General features: G+C 60.5%; 10 protein-coding genes and 1 tRNA gene. 6 read left to right on the plus strand and 5 right to left on the minus strand.

Annotated elements, in window-relative coordinates; translation table 11 throughout:
• Nucleotides 1-9 precede the first annotated feature (9 nt).
• Genes EMQ_RS12360 through EMQ_RS12370 form a run of 3 tightly spaced genes read left to right on the plus strand, consistent with a single transcriptional unit; the run spans nt 10 to nt 13,000 of the window.
• Nucleotides 10-1,794 carry a ShlB/FhaC/HecB family hemolysin secretion/activation protein gene (locus EMQ_RS12360; protein WP_010667451.1) on the plus strand — a complete coding sequence of 595 codons (1,785 nt, stop codon included), beginning with the start codon at nt 10-12 and terminating at the stop codon, nt 1,792-1,794.
• Entirely contained in the window at nt 1,794-12,533 is a 10,740-nt protein-coding gene (locus EMQ_RS12365) for a two-partner secretion domain-containing protein (protein WP_018307916.1), read from the plus strand. The genes EMQ_RS12360 and EMQ_RS12365 overlap by 1 nt, the downstream gene beginning before the upstream one ends.
• The gene (locus EMQ_RS12370; protein ID WP_132012019.1) at nt 12,530-13,000 is read left to right on the plus strand and encodes a hypothetical protein; all 471 of its coding nucleotides are present in this window, start codon (nt 12,530-12,532) and stop codon (nt 12,998-13,000) included. Before EMQ_RS12365 ends, EMQ_RS12370 begins: the two co-directional genes overlap by 4 nt.
• Before the next feature lie 158 nt (nt 13,001-13,158).
• Here EMQ_RS12370 and EMQ_RS12375 read toward each other — a convergent pair whose 3' ends face one another.
• The 3 genes from EMQ_RS12375 to EMQ_RS12385 form a co-directional block, all read right to left on the minus strand.
• Nucleotides 13,159-13,296 carry a hypothetical protein gene (locus EMQ_RS12375; protein WP_155877617.1) on the minus strand — a complete coding sequence of 46 codons (138 nt, stop codon included), beginning with the start codon at nt 13,294-13,296 and terminating at the stop codon, nt 13,159-13,161.
• 353 nt (nt 13,297-13,649) lie between these two features.
• Nucleotides 13,650-13,725, minus strand: a tRNA-Glu gene (locus EMQ_RS12380).
• An 81-nt stretch (nt 13,726-13,806) separates the two neighbouring features.
• Entirely contained in the window at nt 13,807-14,154 is a 348-nt protein-coding gene (locus tag EMQ_RS12385; RefSeq protein ID WP_010667276.1) for a hypothetical protein, read from the minus strand.
• Nucleotides 14,155-14,201: 47 nt separating this feature from the next.
• Between EMQ_RS12385 and EMQ_RS12390 the strand changes: the two genes are divergently transcribed.
• Nucleotides 14,202-15,179 (plus strand): RluA family pseudouridine synthase, encoded by a 978-nt coding sequence (locus tag EMQ_RS12390; RefSeq protein WP_010667277.1) that lies wholly within the window; start codon nt 14,202-14,204, stop codon nt 15,177-15,179.
• Nucleotides 15,180-15,429: 250 nt separating this feature from the next.
• The gene (rpoH, locus tag EMQ_RS12395; RefSeq protein ID WP_010669247.1) at nt 15,430-16,320 is read left to right on the plus strand and encodes an RNA polymerase sigma factor RpoH; all 891 of its coding nucleotides are present in this window, start codon (nt 15,430-15,432) and stop codon (nt 16,318-16,320) included.
• Between the two features lie 175 nt (nt 16,321-16,495).
• Here the strand turns inward: rpoH and rdgB are convergent, their stop codons facing one another.
• On the minus strand, nt 16,496-17,098 hold the full coding sequence (gene rdgB / locus EMQ_RS12400; RefSeq protein WP_010667245.1) for an RdgB/HAM1 family non-canonical purine NTP pyrophosphatase: 603 nt from the start codon (nt 17,096-17,098) through the stop codon (nt 16,496-16,498).
• A 121-nt stretch (nt 17,099-17,219) separates the two neighbouring features.
• Nucleotides 17,220-18,218 (minus strand): aldo/keto reductase, encoded by a 999-nt coding sequence (locus tag EMQ_RS12405; protein ID WP_010667244.1) that lies wholly within the window; start codon nt 18,216-18,218, stop codon nt 17,220-17,222.
• A gap of 353 nt (nt 18,219-18,571) precedes the next feature.
• Here EMQ_RS12405 and hrcA point away from each other — a divergent pair, with 353 nt between their 5' ends.
• On the plus strand, nt 18,572-19,639 hold the full coding sequence (hrcA, locus tag EMQ_RS12410) for a heat-inducible transcriptional repressor HrcA (RefSeq protein ID WP_048874178.1): 1,068 nt from the start codon (nt 18,572-18,574) through the stop codon (nt 19,637-19,639).
• Nucleotides 19,640-19,711 lie beyond the last annotated feature (72 nt).

A 19,711-nucleotide genomic window follows, 5' to 3' on the forward strand; every position in this document is an offset into this window, starting at 1 on the left:
GTGCCCTGTATGCGTCCTGTCCCGTTCGGCCGTCCTGTTCTAGGCGGCCTGCTGTTGTCCGGTCTGTTCTCGCTCCACTCCGCGCTGGCCGCTCCGGCCGGAGCGGAGCCCCCGGCGGGCGGCTTCGGCAACATGCCGCTTCCGGCAGGACCGGGCTCGGCGCAGGATCAGTTTCAGCGGTATCAGCAGCGGCAGCAGGATCTGAACATGCTGCCGCCACCGGATAACAGCACACAGATCCTGAACGAGCCGAAGGAGAGCACGTCCTCGACCCACTGTGTGGAGGTCAAGTCGATCTCCATCGAGGGCGCGGACCATCTTTCTCCTGGCGACCGGCACACGATCATCCAGCGCTATGCCGGGCGTTGCCTGACGACGGGCGATCTCAATCATGCGCTGGACGATGTGAACGGCAGCTATCTAGCGCAGGGCAATGTAACGTCGCGGGCCTATCTTCCCGAACAGTCCCTCTCCAGCGGCCATCTGCGGATTGTCGTCATTGAAGGCAAGATCGCGGGTTTTCTCTTCGAAGGCATTGAGCCGCGCCTGCATGAGGTCGCCGCCTTTCCCGGCATGCGGGACCATATTCTGAACCTGCGGGATCTCGAGCAGGGGCTCGACCAGATGAACCGCCTGCCCAGCTGGTCGGCGCGCATGAAGATCGCGCCCGGCAAAAATCCCGGCGAGACGCAGGTGCGTATTCTCCAGCCTGCGCCGGGGATCTTTCACGGACAGGTCTGGGCGGATAACAACGGACAGCCTGAAACGGGCCGTGAAACCGGTCACGCCATGCTGCGCGCCGACGATGCGCTGGGCCTGCTGGACATGTGGTCGGTTGAATATGACCATTCGCTGGTGGGTGACGCCGGTCGACGAAACACACAGTATATTTCAGCCAATGGTTCCATTCCGTTTGGCAAGTGGACCGTGTTCGGCGGGTGGTGGATGTCGAACGACGTCTATCATCTCCAGAGTATGGGCGAGGATTACCGCTTTGCCGGCAAGCGCAAGGATTTCCGTTTCGGCGTCTCGCGCGAGGTGCTGCGTAATCAGATCGGCGTCACAACCCTTCAGGCTTTTTACGAACTGAAATCCTTTTCCTCGACGCTCGACCGCACGCGTCTTGAAACCCAGAGCGCCCGTCAGGGCTCGGTCGTTGCGCAGGCCAGTGAGTCTCTCAAGGCCTGGGGCGGTATCTGGTATATCACCCTCGGCATGCGCTTTGGCGTGAGAGGTGTTGGCACACACTCCAATTTTCCGGATCCCGGTGCAGCTGATCCGCATACGCAATACGTCAAGCCGACCCTCGATATCGATGGCTACAAGCCGCTGCCATTCAGCCTGCTGTGGCACACCTCGATTCATGGTGAATACAGCACGGAAAATCAGTTCACGAGCCAGCAGCTCCAGCTTGGTGGTCCCTATACCGTGCGCGGTTTTCTTAGTCAGATGCTGGTGGGCAATGACGGTCTCTACATGCGCAATGACCTCTCCTACCCGCTGACCGGCGCAGGCATGAGCGATCATTGCGGGGCCTATCGCGGCTTCTGCCGACTGTTTGTTGAAGGCACTGAAGTTTACGGCATTCTGGATGTCGGCATGACCCGTGCGGGCTACCGCTCCAACACCCTGCCACCCGCGCTGAAGGGCGGCAATATCGCAGGCGCCGGCATCGGATTTCGCAAGACACGCGGACCGATTTTCTGGATGGCGAACATAACCCACTCGATCGCGCGTGGGCCTCTTCCGCAAGAGGGCTGGATTGCGGGCTTTCAGGCGGGAGTACGTTTCTGATGAACTGGTTCAGGACACATCGTCGTCTGCTGGCTGGCGTCAGCTGGGTTTCAAGTCTGGCACTGGCCATAGCACCTGCCGTCGCCAGTGCTGAAGAGCCTGCCATCGTCATCGACAACCGCACGGAGCCCGCGGCTCCCGCGCCAACGCTTGATCGCACGCAGAACGGTGTCGAACAGCTCAACATCGCCACGCCGAACGGCGCGGGCCTGTCCCACAACATGTTCACGCAATACAATGTGGAACAGAAAGGGCTGATCCTCAACAACGCCACGCAGGCGACGCAGACGCAACTTGGCGGCTATATCTACGGAAACGCCAATCTGAACGGCCACTCCGCGCATGTCATCCTCAACGAGGTGACAGGCACGCAGGCCAGTCAGATGAACGGTTTCACCGAAGTCGCGGGCGCGAAAGCCAATGTGGTCATCGCCAACCCGAACGGCATCACCTGCAACGGGTGCGGATTCATCAATACCGACCGGGCGACGCTTTCCACGGGTCACCCGGAATTCAACGCCGCCGGTGGTCTGGCGGCCCTGACCGTAAGCGACGGGCTGATCGCCTTTGAGGGCAAGGGCGGCAACTTCACCGCCGTGCCGGTTCTTGACATCATCAGCCGTCGCGTCGCCCTGAACGCACAGGTCAACGCCCAGACAGCGAGCCTCGTCGTGGGGCGCAACCGGGTCGACTACAACACCGGCAATGTCACGAAACTGGCGTCCGACGGCTCGAAGACACCCGAGTTCGCCATCGACAGTTCGGCCATGGGCGGCATGTACGCTAACCGCATCTCCATGCTGGTCAACGAGACCGGTGCTGGCGTGCGCGTCAACGGCGCGATGGCCGCCAATGCGGGCGACATGGCGCTGACCGCAGACGGTCGTCTGGTGCTCAACGGGTCGATGACAGCCACGGGCAACGTGACCGTGCAGACCAGCGGCGTGACCAATACCGGCACGCTACAGGCGGGCGGCGTGGCCTCCATTGCATCCGCATCGGATGTGACCAACCAGGGCACGATCGGCGCGGGTAATCATCTGGGTGTTTCCGCCGATACGCTGAGCAATACCGGGGCCATGACGGCCGCGGGCAGCAGCGGCGTCGCCCTTGCCGTGACGCATGGGCTGTCCAATGCGGGCCAGATCAGCGCGACATCCGGCACGACCCTCGCCTCGGCCGGAACTGTTTCCAATGCGGGAAGCGGCATCATCGTCGGACAGGCGGGCATGGCGCTGACGACGGCCGGGAACCTGATCAATGCGGGTGAAATCGGCACGGTGGCCGGTCCGCTGACCATCCGGGCGCAGTCGATCGCCAACACTGCCGGACAGATTCTCTCACAGAACCGCGACATCGCGCTGGAAACCGGCAGCCTGTCCAATACGGGCGCGGGGCAGATTCAGGCAGGCGCCAGCCTGACGGCGCAGGTCACGTCCTACACGGCGGACGCAGGTTCAACCCTGCAGGCCGGAGACTCTCTGGCCATGGCGGTCACGGGCGGAGCCATCAGCAATGACGGTCGTCTGGCCGCAGGCAGCGCTCTGTCCCTCAGCGCCGATCAGGGTATCACCAACGGTGGCAATGGCGTCATCGCCGCCGATAACGGCATGGTGGCCATCACCACCGGCGCGGCGGGTCTGGGCAATGCCGGACAGATCGGCACCGCCACGTCCGGTGATGTGGCGATTGCCGGTGGCGCGCTGGTCAATAGCGGCACGCTGGCGGCTGCGGGTGACGCCATTCTGACGACAGGCGCGCTCACCAACAGCGGCAGTCTGACGGCGGCAGGTAAGTCCGGACTGGTGCTCTCGGTCAGTGACCTCTCCAACACCGGCAGCATCGGTGCGACCGCCGGAACGCTGGCCGTCACGGCGACGGGTGACCTGACCAACAGCGGCACGCTCTATGGCGCTGCGGCTGACAGTGTGACGACATCTGGCGCGCTGGATAATCAGAACGGCCAGATCGGCGCGGGCACGTCCAGTCTGACGGTGCAGGCTGCGACGCTTGCGAACGATTCCGGAAAGATCATCTCGACCTCAGGACCCGTCACGATTCAGGCCGGGACTATCGGCAATCAGAATGGCGCGATTCAGGGTCAGGGCGACGTCACGATCGCCACCCCGACGCTCGATAACCGTAATGGCGGGCTGATCCAGTCCACGGGCGCGGGCCTCTATCTGGCCAATGGCGACCAGCCGATGACCACCCTCTATAATCAGGGCGGCTCGCTGGGCGCATCAGGCACGCTGTCGGTGAACGCCAGCACTTATGAAACCGACAGCAAAAGCGCCCTTGTCAGCACCGGCGTTCTGACCCTGAGCATGGCCGGGGCGCTGAGCAACAGCGGGCAGCTTGTCGGGCAGAAAGGCTTCAACCTCACGGTCGGCAGCTTTACCAATGAGGCCAGCGGTATCCTCGCCGCCGTCACCGGCAATGGCAGTCTGACCACGACCGGCACGGGTCAGCTCGTCAACGCGGGCACCATCGAAACCCTGCAGGCTGGTTCGACCCTTGAGGTCCGCACAGCATCAGGCGGTCTCTCCAATACGGGCGCGATCCTCGGCAGCGGGACGGCCACCATCGTCTCCACCGGCTCGGTGACCAACAGCGGCAAGATCAGCGCGCTGGGCGGGGCATTGACCCTGCAGGCGGCCGGTCTCACCAACACGGACACGCTGGCGGCCAAGGGGCTGCTGACCGCGCTGGTCAGTGGTGACCTGACCAACAGCGGCACGCTCTATGGAGCGACGGGTGGCGACATCAGCGCCACCGGCACCCTCGTCAACAATGGGGCCAGCGCGCAGATCGCCGCTGACGGGGCGCTGTCGCTCAAGGCGGGCACGCTCACCAACAGCAATGGCCAGATCCTGGCCAGTCAGGACGGCCTGACTGTCGCGGCCAACAGTCTCACCAACAGCGGTGGCCTGCTGCAGGGTGACACCACCACCAGTATCAGGGCTGACACGCTCGCCAATACGGCTGGCGGTGCGATCCTCTCGAAGTCCGGCGCGCTGACGGTCGGCGGACAGAGTGCGACAGCGGCGCAGTCCATCTCCAATCTTACCGGCACGTTGCAGGCCGCGACGGATCTTTCCGTTACGGCAAACGCCATCGACAATTCCGGCGGCACATTCAACGCCCAGACTGGCGCGCTGACCGCCTCGTCCGGCACCGGCCTGTTCCGCAATGACGATGGCATTGTGCAGTCGGCGACGGGCATGACGCTCTCGGGTGACAGCTTTACCGGCAACATGGGCTCCATCGTCAACGCTGGAACCACCCTCGGGATGAACTTCGGATCATCGCTGGACACGGCGGGCCATATCGTCGCGACGCAGGATCTGTCCGTGCAGACGGGCGCACTGACCACCCATGCGGGCACAACACCCGCCACCGTGGCGGTCGTGGCCAGCACGGGCGGTAACCTGACGGTCAAAGCCGGCACGACCAACAATGCCGGTGTTCTGGAAACAACGGACGCCAACGGCACGCTGACGGTTCAGGGCGCTGATCTGACCAACAGCGGCACGCTGACCACCGCCTCCACCCTGAGTGTGGCGGAGACGGGACTGCTGGTCTCGTCCGGTAACCTGATTTCCAGCAAGGGGCAGGCCACTCTCACGGCGGGCAGCCTGACCAACAGCGGATTTGCGGGCGCTGCGCAGACGCTGGACGTCACGGCGTCACAGGCCCTGACCAACAGTGGCACACTCTACGCCGGCACGACCCTGACCGCGACCGGAACGGGCAGTTTTGACAATGCGGGCGGCCAGATCGGCACCGGACAGGGGGCGCTCACCCTTGCCAGCAACGGGGCCTTCAGCAACGAGAACGGCCAGATCATCGCCGCTGGCGGACCGCTGGTCCTCACGGCCGGGCATATCGCCGGGAGCGCGGGCAGCCTGCTCCAATCCTCCGACGCCATCACCCTGACAGCCGGGCAGATCAGCAACGATAACAGCACCATTCTGGCCCAGAGCGGTGACATCACTCTGGCGGGCGCAGGCAACAGCGCCACCGCCCTGAGCAACGTCAACGGCGGCGTCATCCAGGCGTCCGGGGCAATTTCTGCGACCTTCAACGCGCTGGATAATTCCGGTGGCACCGTCTCCGCGCTGGGGGGCGACCTGTCCCTGAACGGCGCATCCGGCAGCAGCGTGACCAATGCTGGCGGAACGCTTGAGACGGCGAACAATCTGACACTGACCGCGGGCTCCTATAGCGGGGCTGGCGCGTCCCGTCTGACCGCCGGGCAGGCCATGACACTGAGCCTGTCTGGCAGCATGGAGAACGGCGGCAACATTGCGGCGGTCCATGATGTGTCCGTCACAGCCGCGTCCCTTACGAATGACGCCAATGCGGTTCTGGCCAGCACGTCCGGCAATCTGGCGCTGGCGATCAGCGGTGACGCCGGGCTGGTCAACGCAGGCACGATCCAGACCAGCGGCGTGGGCAACACGCTCACCTTGAATGCCTCGTCGATCGACAATCAGGCGACGGGCGCCATTCTCTCCAACGGCGCGCAGAGCCTCGTGGCAGGCAGCCGCACTCGTTCCCTCACTGCGGGGACCTTCTCCAACGAGGGACAGGTCATCGCCTACGGCAACAGCCTGACCGCGACGGCCACCGCGCTGAACAACAGCGGCACGCTGGAAGCCGGAACGAACACGTCTCTGAGCACCACAGGTGATCTCGCCAATACGGGTCTGATCTATGCCGCTGGCGGCACAGCTCTCAGCGGCGCGAATGTGCGAAATGCGGGCGGCCAGATCGGCGCGGGTAGCGGTTCTCTGACGATTGGCACCGGCACGCTCGACAATATGAATAACGGCCGGATTGTCGCAACCTCCGGCACGATGGGCCTGAATGCCGGCACGCTCGACAACGCCGGTGGCCTGATCGACAGCGCGGGCGATCTGAACATCCTGACAGGATCGCTCGACAACAGCTCGGGAAAAATCCTGTCAGACAATGGCAGTCTGCTGATCGCCGCCTCAGCGGATGGTGCGGCGCTCGCTTCGATCAACAACAGCGCAGGCCTGCTGCAGGCCGGGCGCGACCAGACGCTGCGGACCGCGACGCTCACCAATGGCAACGGCCAGATCATCACCGTCAGCGGAGACCTGACTCTGGCCGGTGGCCCCGGCATGACGGCGCTCCAGTCCGTCGATGACACGAACGGCGTGCTGCAGTCCGGGCAGGATCTGACGCTCGCTACCAACAGCCTGACAGGGGCCTCCGGTCTCTCCGCGACCCGCGATCTCAGCTTCAGCACGGCGCAGTCCGTCTCGGGCGCGATGATGTTCTCGGCGGGGCGCAACGCGACGCTTGCGATCGGTGGTGACTACAACATTGCTGCGGGCAGCGGCGTGATCGCAGGCGGGGATGCGACCGTGTCCGCGGCCTCCGTCACCAATGCGGGCGCGATGATGGCGGGCGGCATGCTGTCCGTCTCGACACCGGGAGCCATCTATAACACCGGTCTGATCGACGGCACGGGCGGCGTCAGTCTGGCGCTTGATGGCGCGCTGACCAATCTCGAAGCCGCCATCCTGTCGGATAATGGCAGCATCAGTATCGGTGGAAAAAGCGGCACTTACGCGGGCGACGTGCTCAACCGCTCCGCCGAAATCCTCGCCGGGAGCGCTGGAGGCAATGTCACGATCCATGCTGCTTCACTCACCAACGATATCGACGGAGGGGTCACCCAGAGCAATACGAGCCAGATGGTGTATGACCACACCTATACGCTCGCCAAGGATCAGCTCGCCAACCCGCCAGCGCTGAATCCAAAGTGGATAGATGCTGATGGAAGCAGTATCTATGACGAAGTGCAGCCTTATTACAAAGAGGTGATGCGGATCTACGTCCCGGAACTGTTCTATTCCGCAGACGGTAAGCCGGGGCAGGGATATTACCTTGTCGTCATGAGCAAGGGAGCCGGAAGCTCCTATGTGGAAGTGCAGGGGCTTGAGACACAAACCGCAACAGCCAACAATGCGGCATCGCTGATTGATGCTGGCGGCACGCTTTCTATCGACACGACTGGCGCCATCGCCAACGATGCGAGCCATATCGCGGCGGGTGGCGACATCAATCTGACCGGGGCCAGCCTATCCAACACCGGCTATGACAGCAGCATCACCTGGACACTCATCGCCGATACCAAACTCGGAAAGCGCTGGCTGAACTCAGCCGATCCGAATGCGGTGCTGGTGCCAGAACCCGATGCCGCGACGGAAGCCCCCGTGCCGAAATTCATGCCCAACGGACACGTCGTGCGGCTGTGGGGCACATCCGTCGTGCCGCAGCTTAATGCGACCATCGTCGCAGGAGGCAATCTGAACGGCTCGTTCACGGGACAGGTCAACAATACGACCGTCATCGACCATGCCAGCAGCACGCAACTGGCCGCCAATGATCAGTATACGGGCACCACGCCGGGCGGCATCAGCGGTTCGACCGGAAATGTTACCCCCGGCACAGGCGGAAGCGTCTCCCCCTCAGGCTCGCAGGACAGTTTCGCAGACGCTTCAACGGCAGTCGCAGGCGGCATGACAGGTTCCGCCGCTGTCAACGGAGACGCCGTCAACAACGGTGGAACAGGCACGGCAACGCAGGGTGCGAACAATGCCGCGTCCGGAACATCCACCCTTCCCAGCTATGGGGGCGTGCTCGCGCCTGCCGGTCATGAAAATGGCGAGGATACAGCGCAGTCGCTGGTTCTTCCCGGCTTCGCCTCGACCAGCACACCGACCATCAGCCAACTGATCGCCTCCGTTCCGGGTGGCAAGGCGCTCTATGTGCCGGACACCGCTCCCTCCGCAAACTATCTGATCGAGACCAACCCCGCCTATGCCAGCCTGACCGCCTTTAATGGCTCGGAATACCTGCTGGACCGTCTGGGCGATGACTACAGGACCTATACATTCCTCGGCGATGCGGCGTTCGATCAGCAGTATGTCCAGCAGCAGATTATCGGGGCCACCGGTCAGACCTTTCTGGGTGGCACTTACAATACCGCTGCAACACAGATGCAGGCCCTGCTCGATGACGCCGCAAACCAGAGTGCAGCGCTGGGTCTGACGCTGGGCTCGGCCCTGACGGACGCCCAGAAAGCCGAACTGACCTCGGATATCGTCTGGTATGTGGACAAGGTCGTGGACGGCAAGACCGTGCTGGTGCCGGAACTCTACCTCGCGCCCGGACATGAGGCGCTGACGGGCGCCACGATTTCGGCGACGAACGTGTCGGTTCAGGCAGGCAGCCTGACCAACAGCGGCACAATCAACGCCAAAAACGCGCTGAGCCTGACCACAACAAACGGCGATCTGACCAATACCGGCACGCTCTCCGGCGGCACGGTGTCGCTGGTGGCGCAGAACGGGTCGGTCGTGAACAGTGACACGCTGGATACCTATCTGGTGCAGGGTGGAACCCAGCAGATACTGGCTTCCACCGGCGCAATCACCGCAACCGGTTCGGCGACGATCGTGGCGGCGAAGGACATCACCTTCAACGGCGGCACGCTGACTTCAGGCGGGGATCTGAACCTTCTGGCGGGTAGCGGGCTGACTCTGGGCACGACAGAACTGACGCAGGCCGCAGCAGTCTCCTCGAAACATCTGAGCACCAGCGGCAGCGCCGACATCAATTACGGGACCACGGTGTCGGTTGGTGGAAACGCCACGCTCGCCGCGCTGGGTGGTGACCTGAAAACAGCGGCGCTGACACTCACGGCCAATGGCGACGTCTCGCTGTCGGCTGCAAAAAAACTGGATCTCGGTTCGGCGACCGACAGCGTCTCGAACAGCATTTCCGGCAGCAAAAGTGGCTTCATGACGCACAGCCACTTCTCAAACAGTCTGAGCACCACAACGGAGAACGGTTCTTCCGTTGCCGCAGGCGGCAATCTGACAGCGACAAGCGGCAGCGACATGTCTGTCGCAGGCATGGCGGGCGCTGCTGGCGATGTGACGCTCCTGTCCGGCGGCGCCTTCACCGAGCGGGCGACGCAGAGCACGCTGGACGCAAGCGCCTCCCATCATGTGGCGGGCTTCCACATGAGCACGCAGGGCGCGAGCGGCACTGTCGGCTACGGCTCGCGGACGGACACGTCATCGGCGTCTGAAACGCAGTGGACGCCGTCCGTCATCGCGTCCACCGGCGGCAACACCACGATTGTCTCCAAAGGTGCGCTGACAGTTGACGGATCTGTTGTTTCGGCTGCGAAAGACCTCGCCCTGTCGGGATCGTCCGTGGCCTTTAAGGCTGAGCAGAACAGCACGACGCAGACCGTTTCCCATCAGGACAAGACGATCGGTCTGACGGCGCGTGTCTCTCCGAATTCCGTTGTCGGGCAGATCATCGATACGGCGCTCGCGGCAACGAAAACGTCCGGCAAGGGTGCCAGCACCCTGACGGCGCTGGATGCAATGCAGAGCACCTATCTGGCGGGTGACGGCATTGCGGAAGGACTGGCCGCGTCGAAAGCTGGCACGCTTCTGAGCACGAACGCCGCAGACCGGAGCTCAGGCAGTCTTGAGCTTGTCGGTGTTCAGGCAGGCGTTGGCTATGCGTCGAACAAAGAGTGGGCGACCCAGACGACCACAACCGTGCAGGGCTCGACAGCAAACGCAGGCGGCACCCTGTCTGTTGTTGCACGTGGCGATGATGCGACGGATACGTCGAACGGCAATCTGAGCGCAGTTGCGGCGCAACTGGCTGGCAAGGATGTTGTTCTCGCGGCCTCGAAAGGGATTGATCTTTCTGCGGGCTGGGACACGACGCACAGCGAGAGCAGGGACAGCTCGAAATCCGCGTTTGTCGGTGCGGAAGCGAGCATCGGCACCTCAGGCGTGGGCGTCAGCGTCACGGCGTCAGTCGGTCTCCAGAAGCAGCACATCACGTCTGACAGTGCGACGGCGGTGGACACGACGGTCTCGGCTGGGAACGGCGTCACGGTTGCAACTCCCGGCGCGCTGTCGCTGAACGGCGCGGAAGTCTCCGGCCAGCGCGTTGATGTTTCCGCCGGCTCGCTGAGTATTACGAGTCCGCAGAACACCTCGGACTACAGGAGCACGACGACGCAGGCCGGGGCGTCGGTCTCGGTTCCCGTGTGGGGCGCGGGCGGTGACGCCGGTGGCGGCGCGAGCTACGCGCACCAGACGATCACGGACCACTACGCCTCGACGGGCAGCGTGCTGTCTGGACTGTATGCGGGCACGGGCGGTCTTGGGGTTGATGTCACTGGCAATACGAGCCTGACGGCGGGCGTTCTGTCGAGCACGGCGGATGCGGGGCTGAATCATTTCAGCACCGGCAGTCTGACGACGGCGTCCGAGCAGAATGTCTCCGAATGGCGTGCGACGCAGACGGGAGCGTCGTTCAGCGCGGGCACCGGCATGATGGGCAGTACGACGGGCATTCTCGGTGCTGTTGGCACGGGTCTTGCGTCCGGGGCTTCGGGCCTGATGGGCGGCGGTCGCAGCCATCACGAAACGAGCGAGAGTCTGTCTGCGATTGGCGGCAACATCGCGGTGACGGCTGGCAGTTCGTCCGGTTCCTACACGCGTGATGTGAGCGCTGCGGATCGGGCGCTTGCGAACACGTTCGATGGTCAGAAGCTGAGCAACCAGCTTGTGGCGCAGCAGATGGGCAGCCAGCTTGTCGGCGAGGTCGGCGGCAAGGTCTCCGATGCGCTGGCTGAGAAGAGCCCGCTGTTCAATGAGGGCGCTCTTGGCCGCACGGCGCTTGAGACTGTGGGGAACACGATTGTCGCCGCGGTGACGGGCGGCAATATTGGTGCGGCGGCAGCGGGCACGGCAGCTGGTGGTCTCGCCTCTGCGGCTGCGCTTCCTGCGATTGTGCAGATGTCGCTTGAGAATACGGGTGGCGACGTCAAGGCTGCGACGGTGGAAGCGAACGCGCTTGCCAATCTTGTCGCTTCTGCGGGCGGCGCTCTGGGCGGGATTGCTGCGGGTGCCGGTTCAACCTCGGTGAATGCTTTGAACGGCGCGGGTTATGCGTCGTCGATTGCGCAATACAACATGAGCCATACGATGACGGGTGTTGTTTTTGCTGCGAAGACGGCGGGAGGAGCGCTTGTGCGGACCGGCAATCCGTATGCAGAGGTTGTTGGTAGTATCCTGCTTGGTAGCGCGGAAGCTTACACGTTGTATGATACGCTTGTCAGCAACGCGCCTGCTAACAAGGGAACGGCGGCTCATTCGGAGAGTAATGAGAGTGGCTCTGGCGGGGCTGCTGCGAGCACTGGACAGGGTGCATCCGGTGCGTCTGCTGGCGGTGGGGCGGCAGCGCCTGAGCCGGAAGGAGACGGGCCGGAGAAAGAGGGGAGCGCAGCAAAGGCCGTAAATAAGGACGCAGGAGATGCTGCAAAAGACATTGAGCTACCATCATCAAGAAAAGTTGGTAATCTTCAAGGTGGTCCACTAGAAAATGCGACACAGACAAGCGGACGATTCAGTCTTGAAAACGGTCCTGCGAATGGCTCTGTTTACAGAGCTGACAGTCGGGGTAACATTACAAGCTACGCAACATATGATGCTAATGGGCAGATAATAAAACGGGTTGATGTTACCGGTGCCGCCCATAATGGAGTAGAAACTCCACATGTTTTGGAATATGGGCGTAACACTCTTCCTGATGGAACGGTAAGAGTGCAAAGCCCAAGAAAAAACCCGAGACCTGCTACGTTGGATGAGATACCATGAAAACCGTAGATATTTTGGCTGATTGGGAAGAACCAGAATCAATTAAATTATGGGGTAATGAGGTTTCACCACCTCCTACTATGCCTTGGATCGATTACATAAATTATTATGTTCATCCAGATGTGGTTTCTGTGGTTGGGCGTCTGCTTATTCCTGCCTTTACTGAGCATGAAGGTGGAGTGTTTCTTCGTGATCACTTCACTCTTTCTGGATACTCCAGATGGAAATCTAAACTTTCTACTATGTCGGAAGTAGAAAAAATAATAAATCATCAACATGTTTATGATTTATTTTCTATAAATGAAAAGATATCAGAACAATCATTTAACTGTGTGGCAAATGTAATGTGTGATGCATTAAAGATATCACTTTCTTGTAGTTTTCCTGATAAAAAATTTCACGTTTATACATCAAATTTAGATATTGATTACGGACCCGTGGTCGGTTTTTATTCTGATAATCAATGAGTTGTGATTTAATTTCAGACGCCTGACCGACACCGAAGCTCTCTGGCTGGCAGCGGACTGACACTGGGCACGATAGAACTGACGCAGTCCGCAGCAGTCTCTCCTCGAAACATCTGAGCACCAGTGGCAGTGCCGACATCAATTACGGGACTACCGTCTCAGTCGGCGGCAATGCAACCCCCGGCGCGCTGTCGGGTCTGTATGCGGGCGCGAGCGGTCTCGGGGTTGATGTTTCGGGGAATACGAGCCTGACGGTGGGCGTTCTGTCGAGCACGGCGGACGCGGGGCTGAACCATTTCAACACCGGCAGCCTGATGCAGAATATCTCCCAATGGCGTATGGCCTTGCGGCTATCGGATCGCGCGAATGGGCGCCAGTCCGTCGCAGGTTTCCTGGCTGCCAGATACAACCGCTGCGCTCACACATTCATGTCCGCAATCCATAGCGCCGCAAGCTTCATTTTTATTTTAAAAAATGAGTCTTGGGCATAGAAAGCAAGCCCGACGGTTCTTGCCTGAGCCAGAGACCTGTCCTCCATCTTCAAAAAGCGAACGACATACTGACCGACAATATGCCTCAGGTCTGCGAGAACGTGAATCCTGAGATACCAGGTATGGTGTCTTCGGAGCATGTAGGGAGTAGGCAAATCTGGCGTCCCATAGGGGATTCGAACCCCTGTTGCCGCCGTGAGAGGGCGGTGTCCTAGGCCTCTAGACGAATGGGACATTGGCCGTGGGCGGGTTCTTACGGCAAGAGACGTACCAACACAAGTATTCTGCTAAAAAATAATCAGTCCGAGTGATCAATCACTGCGCGAGATTGAGCTCTCCGACGGAACGTCCGGAAGTCGTATCCCATAGAACGACCCGATCCGGCCCTCCACCACTCAGGCGCACCGCCATAACGGCGCCATTTGACCAAGCAATCTGCTCGATCCGGGTACCTGCTGGTTCATGCAGAACAAAAGTCTGAGGCTGTATGGCTGTCGCTGTAACCGGCATGGAAATGCCAGCAGGTGCGGCAACCGGCACGCGCGGGTGCGACATGCGGTGAATGATGATCGCCACCAGCGCGCCGACACCCAGAATAATCAGGATTCCCATGCCGATGACGGCCGCAAACAGCCCTCGCCGTGCGAAAGTGCTCTGCTCCATGCCGTCATTCCTTCCCAGTTGATACCATCGGCCTGTAAATGACACCCATGACAGTTTCAAGCCACGGGCCACGCAGCCTGATCATCACCGAGGAATTCGCCGGTCAGCGCACGGATCGCGTGCTGACGGCCTGCTTTCCGGACCTGTCCCGCTCCCGCATCAAAAACCTGATCGATGAGGGACGTCTGACCCGTAACGGTCTCTGCCTGCGTGAACCGGCCGAGCCTGTCCGCACAGGTGTGGAACTTATTCTGGATATTCCAGCGCCGGCACCCGCCATACCGGTCGGCGAAGCCATAAGCTTTCCCATCCTTTACGAGGATGATGATCTGATCGTTCTCGATAAACCGGCCGGGCTTGTGGTCCATCCCGCGCCCGGCAATGAAACCGGTACCCTCGTAAACGCCCTTGTCGCGCATTGTGGTGAAAGTCTCGTCGGGATCGGGGGTGAGCGGCGTCCGGGAATCGTGCACAGACTCGACAAGGATACGTCAGGCCTGATGGTCGCAGCCAAGACCGAGAGGGCGCATCGTGCGCTGTCAGAGGATTTTGCAGCCAGACGGATCGACCGCGCCTATCTCGCCTTATGCTGGGGTGTGCCGTCGCCTACCAAAGGCGAATATGAGGGCAATATCGGGCGCGACAAACGAGACCGTAAACGCATGGCGCTGGTGGGGAGCGGCGGCAAAACAGCCCTGACCCGCTACACCGTGCTGAAGGCGTTCGGCACATATGCTGCGCTGGTGGAGTGTCGTCTCGCCACGGGGCGCACGCACCAGATCAGGGTTCATTTTTCCGCCAACGGTCATCCACTGATGGGTGATCCGCTCTATCTGCGGCGTATTCCTGCGATTGCGAAAACATGCCCCGTTGATGCACGCGATGCAGCGCTGGATTTTCCTAGACAGGCGCTCCATGCGGCCCGGCTGGGATTCACACATCCCGCAACCGGAGAGAAGTTGCTCTTCGAAACGTCACCACCAGAAGATTTCATGACTCTTGAAAGAATACTGGGGAGTGATTAACTAACATAATTTTTTGTTAATCTTGACTTTTTTGGGTATTTACTTTAGACAGTTCCTATCTTTTCGACGCGCCAATGAGGCCGCCGGAATGGATGTCCCGGTTTCTTCTGCCCGAATGGGGGGAGTTCGCCGGGGACACATTAAATCCACTCCCTGCGTCGCCCGATATCACAGGCCGCTCAATCCGACGTTCAATCTTTCCGTAAGTCGGATAGGATAGGCCAGTGACCGGGATGAAGGAGATTTCTCCATGGCATCACCCTCCCTAACCCTCGGACCTGACGCCAGCCTTTCCCGCTATCTTCAGGAAATCCGTAAATATCCGCTTCTGTCACCAGAAGAAGAAGCCTCTCTTTCCCGCCGCTGGCGTGACAAGGGCGATGTAAAGGCTGCCCATAAGCTGGTCACATCTCACCTCCGTCTCGTCGCCAAGATCGCTTTTGGCTACCGTGGCTATGGCCTGCCGCTGAACGAACTGATCAGCGAAGGCAATGTTGGCATGATGCAGGCCGTTCGCCGGTTTGATCCGGAGCGCGGCTTCCGCTTGGCCACTTACGCCATGTGGTGGATTCGCGCGGCGATTCAAGAGTACATCCTTCACAGCTGGTCACTGGTGAAGATGGGCACCACTTCCGCCCAGAAGAAGCTGTTCTTCAATCTGCGTCGTCTCAAGGGCGAGATGAAAGCCATTGATGATGGTGATCTGGCGCCGGAGCAGGTCGATCATATCGCCAAGACGCTCGGTGTGCCTGAGCAGGATGTTGTGGCGATGAACCGTCGTTTGGCGGCGGGCGATCACAGTCTGAACGCGCCTCTTCGCAGTGACGGGGATGGTGAGTGGCAGGACTGGCTCGTCGATGATGGCGACAATCAGGAAGACATGCTCGGCGAGCATGAAGAACTGTCAGACCGTCAGGCTCTGCTCTCCAGTGCGATGGCGTCGCTCAATGATCGTGAGCGTCACATTTTCGAAGAGCGTCGTCTGAAAGATGAGCCTGTCACGCTGGAAGAGTTGGCTCAGCATTACGGCATTTCACGCGAGCGCGTGCGTCAGATCGAAGTGCGGGCTTTCGAGAAGGTGCAGGCCCACATGAAAGAAGACATTGAAGCGCGCCGGCAGAAAGAAGCTGTAGCGCAGTAGGTTTCAGGGCATCGTCCTTATTTGAATGGGACGATGCCTTCTGAAGCTTTTCAGGGCTTTGCCCCGAACCCCACAAAGGGACACAGTCCCTTTGATCCCAACTTGTTAGAATAAAAACGGGTGAAGGTATCTGTGATCCCTTCCGGGTGCAGGGCAGAGCCCTGCTACAACAACCTTACCCCAGACACTCTTTCCGGAACGCTTCAAAAGCGCGCGCCCGGTGGCTGATGGCGTTCTTCTCCGCATCACTCATCTCGGCGAAGGTCCGTGTTTCTCCTTCCGGCACAAAGATCGGATCATAACCGTGCCCGGCAGCGCCACGAGGCTCAGGCGCAATGGTGCCGTCGATGCGGCCTTCAAAACATTCGGTCATACTGTCAGGGAAGGCGAGGCACAGCACGGAAATAAACCACGCTTCCCGTTCGTCGCCGTCGATGCCTTTCTCAATGCGCTGCATCGCGCCAGCGAAATCCTTGTCCGGCCCAGCCCAGCGTGCGGAATAAATCCCCGGCGCACCGCCCAGAGCGGAAACGCAGAGACCGGAATCATCCGCGAGCGCAGGCAGGCCTGTCGCCTTTGCCGCGGCTTCCGCCTTGATGCGGGCGTTGCCTTCAAACGTCAGGGCCGTCTCGTCAGGTTCGGGCAGATTGAGTTCGCCTGCAGACACGACTTCCACCCCGTAAGGCGCAAGAAGAGCAGCGAACTCGGCCAGCTTGCCCTTGTTGTGGCTGGCAAGAACCAGACGGCTGCCCTGTTTCAGTGGTAAGTGTGCGCTCATGCAATCTCCGCAGTGTTGATGACCCGGTTCTGATAGGCTTTGGCCGGTCATCAGGTAACCTCCTCCAGATCCTTCCTGCAATGAAGAGGGAAAAGAGGATTCTTACCTGATGGACGCTGTATCAGCGACCCGGAGGCGCCATGAATTCCGGACCGACCGGATCCGTGATGCAGGTCTTGAGGATCGTATCTATTTCACGCAGATCATCAGCGCTCAGATGCCAGCCCATTGCATCCGCGACCGCTGCAATCTGGTCCGGACGACGTGCGCCCCACAAAGCAATCGTCGGCCCCTGATCGAGCACCCAGCGAATGGCCAGCGCCAGAAGTGACTTGCCGTGTTTCTCACGTGCAAAATCCTGCAACTGGCGCACGGCTTCCAGATACTGGGCAAAGCGGGGTGACTGGAACTTGGGATCAGCACTCCGCAGATCATCAGAACCAAATTTGGTCTCTGCTGTCATCTTGCCCGACAACAGGCCACGACAGAGCGGGCCATAAGCCAGGATGGTCAGATCGTGCTGGCGTGCATACGGCAGGATATCCCGCTCCATGTCGCGTTCAAACAGATTGTAAGGCGGCTGCACAGCGGACAGCGGCGCGGCTGAACGGAACGCCTCCATCTCGGCAATGGTGAAGTTGCTGACACCAAGCGCCAGAACCTTACCTTCCTTGACCAGATCTTCGAGCGTGCGGGCCGTCTCCTCCATAGGCACGGCAGAATCCGGCCAGTGGACCTGATACAGGTCGATGTAATCGGTGCGCAGACGACGCAGCGAGTCCTCAATTTCCTTGCGGATGCGCGCCGGTGACGTATTGCGGAACGGTTTGTGGTCTTCTTTCCAGTCCAGACCGACCTTGGTTGCGATCGCCACCTTCTCGCGCCGTCCGGCAAGGGCCTGTCCCACAATCTCTTCCGAGTGTCCAAAGCCATAGACAGGGGCCGTGTCGATCAGCGTGATCCCCAGATCAACGGCTTCCTGAATGGTGGCAATGGCGTTCTTGTCATCCGGACCGCCCCACATCCATCCGCCAATGGCCCATGTGCCGAGTGCTATGCGTGAGACAGGGTGTTTAAGCCCACGAATGGTGGTCGTTTCTGTAACAGATGCCTGTGTCATGAAGACTCTCCGTGTTCGTGAATCCGGGATGACGGGCGTAACCGTCGCTTATGCAACGTGCCACAGCGGGATGAGATCTGTTACCCGCTCCCGCAAGGCGCAGCCATGCCCCATTCTCTTCGCTCTTTGATAAAGCGCAACCATCACGTTCCACGGCCTCCAGATGCATGAACCTTGTGCGATCTTGCCGCGTTTTGAGGTACGTAAAGGGTTGTCACCGCAACCTGCGCGCATTCCAGAAGCAGGACATACGGAAACCTCTTGCCTCACCACCCGTCACACAGCAGACTCTCTTGAAAATTCTTCAGCAGAAAGGCGCCCCTTCCATCTCCGGCTCCAACGAAAAATCCGGCCTGACGTTTGGCCGCTCCATTGAGCTCCTTGGAGCAGCCTCCGGTCTGAATTCACGCTCAGCCACCATCCTGCGCGAGCTGGTGGAGCATTATCTGGAGACAGGTGATCCGGTCGGCAGCCGGACGCTGTCTCATCGTCTGCCTCTTGGCCTCTCTCCTGCGACGATCCGCAGCGTGATGGCCGATCTGACGGATGCCGGCCTGCTGTTTTCACCGCACACTTCAGCCGGACGTCTGCCGACCGAAAAAGGACTGCGTCTGTTTGTCGATGGGCTGCTTCAGTTCGGCAATCTCAGTGATGAGGAGCGTGAGTCCATCTCCAGCACGCTGGAAATGCGCGGACGTTCGCTGGAAGACACCCTGACGGAGGCGTCGTCGCTGCTGTCAGGTCTCTCGCAGGCCGCCAGTCTCATCATTGCGCCCAAAAGCGAGGGAGCAATCAAGCATATCGAATTTGTCGCCCTTGGTGGGAATCGTGCGCTTGTGGTGCTGGTCGGTGCTGACGGGCAGGTTGAGAACAGAGTGATTGAAACCCCGGCAGGGATGCCGCCTTCCACGCTGACGGAAGCTGCGAACTATCTGAATGCTCGCCTGACCGGTCGGACTCTCGTCGAACTCAGGTCGCGTGTGAATGATGAGATGGAGGCGGATCAGACCCAGCTCGATCAGCTCGCCACGGAAGTGGTGGCCAGCGGTCTTGCGACCTGGAGCAACGAGGGGCGAGGGGGCACGCTGATCATCCGGGGGCAGGGCAATCTGCTGACCGATATTACGGAGATTGAGCGACTTTCGACCATTCAGCGTCTGTTCGAGCGGCTGGAAAAGCAGGACGCCATGCTGCGTCTGCTCGAACTGGCCGAGAATTCTGACGGTGTCCGTATCTTTATCGGCTCGGAGAGTGGTCTGTTTGGAGCGTCCGGCATGTCGATGGTTGTAGCACCTGCGCGCAACGAGGCCCGGCGGATCGTAGGGGCTATTGGGGTCATTGGCCCGACACGGATCAATTACGGCAGGATCATTCCCGTTATCGATTACACAGCGCGAGTCATCGGGCAGATGCTTGGATAGGTTGGGAAACCGACCGTTTTACTGCTGCGAAGAGCAGCTAATGATGGTGCGCTGCCGAGCACTGACACGTCA

The organism is Acetobacter aceti NBRC 14818 (assembly GCF_000193495.2).
In the GTDB taxonomy this organism is placed as follows: Bacteria; Pseudomonadota; Alphaproteobacteria; order Acetobacterales; family Acetobacteraceae; genus Acetobacter; species Acetobacter aceti.

What these genes read in the sequence shown, in the direction of transcription:
- EMQ_RS12360 (WP_010667451.1), top strand. Translation starts at nt 10, where the DNA reads ATGCGTCCTGTCCCGTTCGGCCGTCCTGTTCTAGGCGGCCTGCTGTTG.
- EMQ_RS12365 (WP_018307916.1), top strand. Translation starts at nt 1,794, where the DNA reads ATGAACTGGTTCAGGACACATCGTCGTCTGCTGGCTGGCGTCAGCTGG.
- EMQ_RS12370 (WP_132012019.1), top strand. Translation starts at nt 12,530, where the DNA reads ATGAAAACCGTAGATATTTTGGCTGATTGGGAAGAACCAGAATCAATT.
- EMQ_RS12375 (WP_155877617.1), bottom strand. Translation starts at nt 13,296, where the DNA reads ATGGTTCAGCCCCGCGTCCGCCGTGCTCGACAGAACGCCCACCGTCAG.
- EMQ_RS12385 (WP_010667276.1), bottom strand. Translation starts at nt 14,154, where the DNA reads ATGGAGCAGAGCACTTTCGCACGGCGAGGGCTGTTTGCGGCCGTCATC.
- EMQ_RS12390 (WP_010667277.1), top strand. Translation starts at nt 14,202, where the DNA reads ATGACAGTTTCAAGCCACGGGCCACGCAGCCTGATCATCACCGAGGAA.
- rpoH (WP_010669247.1), top strand. Translation starts at nt 15,430, where the DNA reads ATGGCATCACCCTCCCTAACCCTCGGACCTGACGCCAGCCTTTCCCGC.
- rdgB (WP_010667245.1), bottom strand. Translation starts at nt 17,098, where the DNA reads ATGAGCGCACACTTACCACTGAAACAGGGCAGCCGTCTGGTTCTTGCC.
- EMQ_RS12405 (WP_010667244.1), bottom strand. Translation starts at nt 18,218, where the DNA reads ATGACACAGGCATCTGTTACAGAAACGACCACCATTCGTGGGCTTAAA.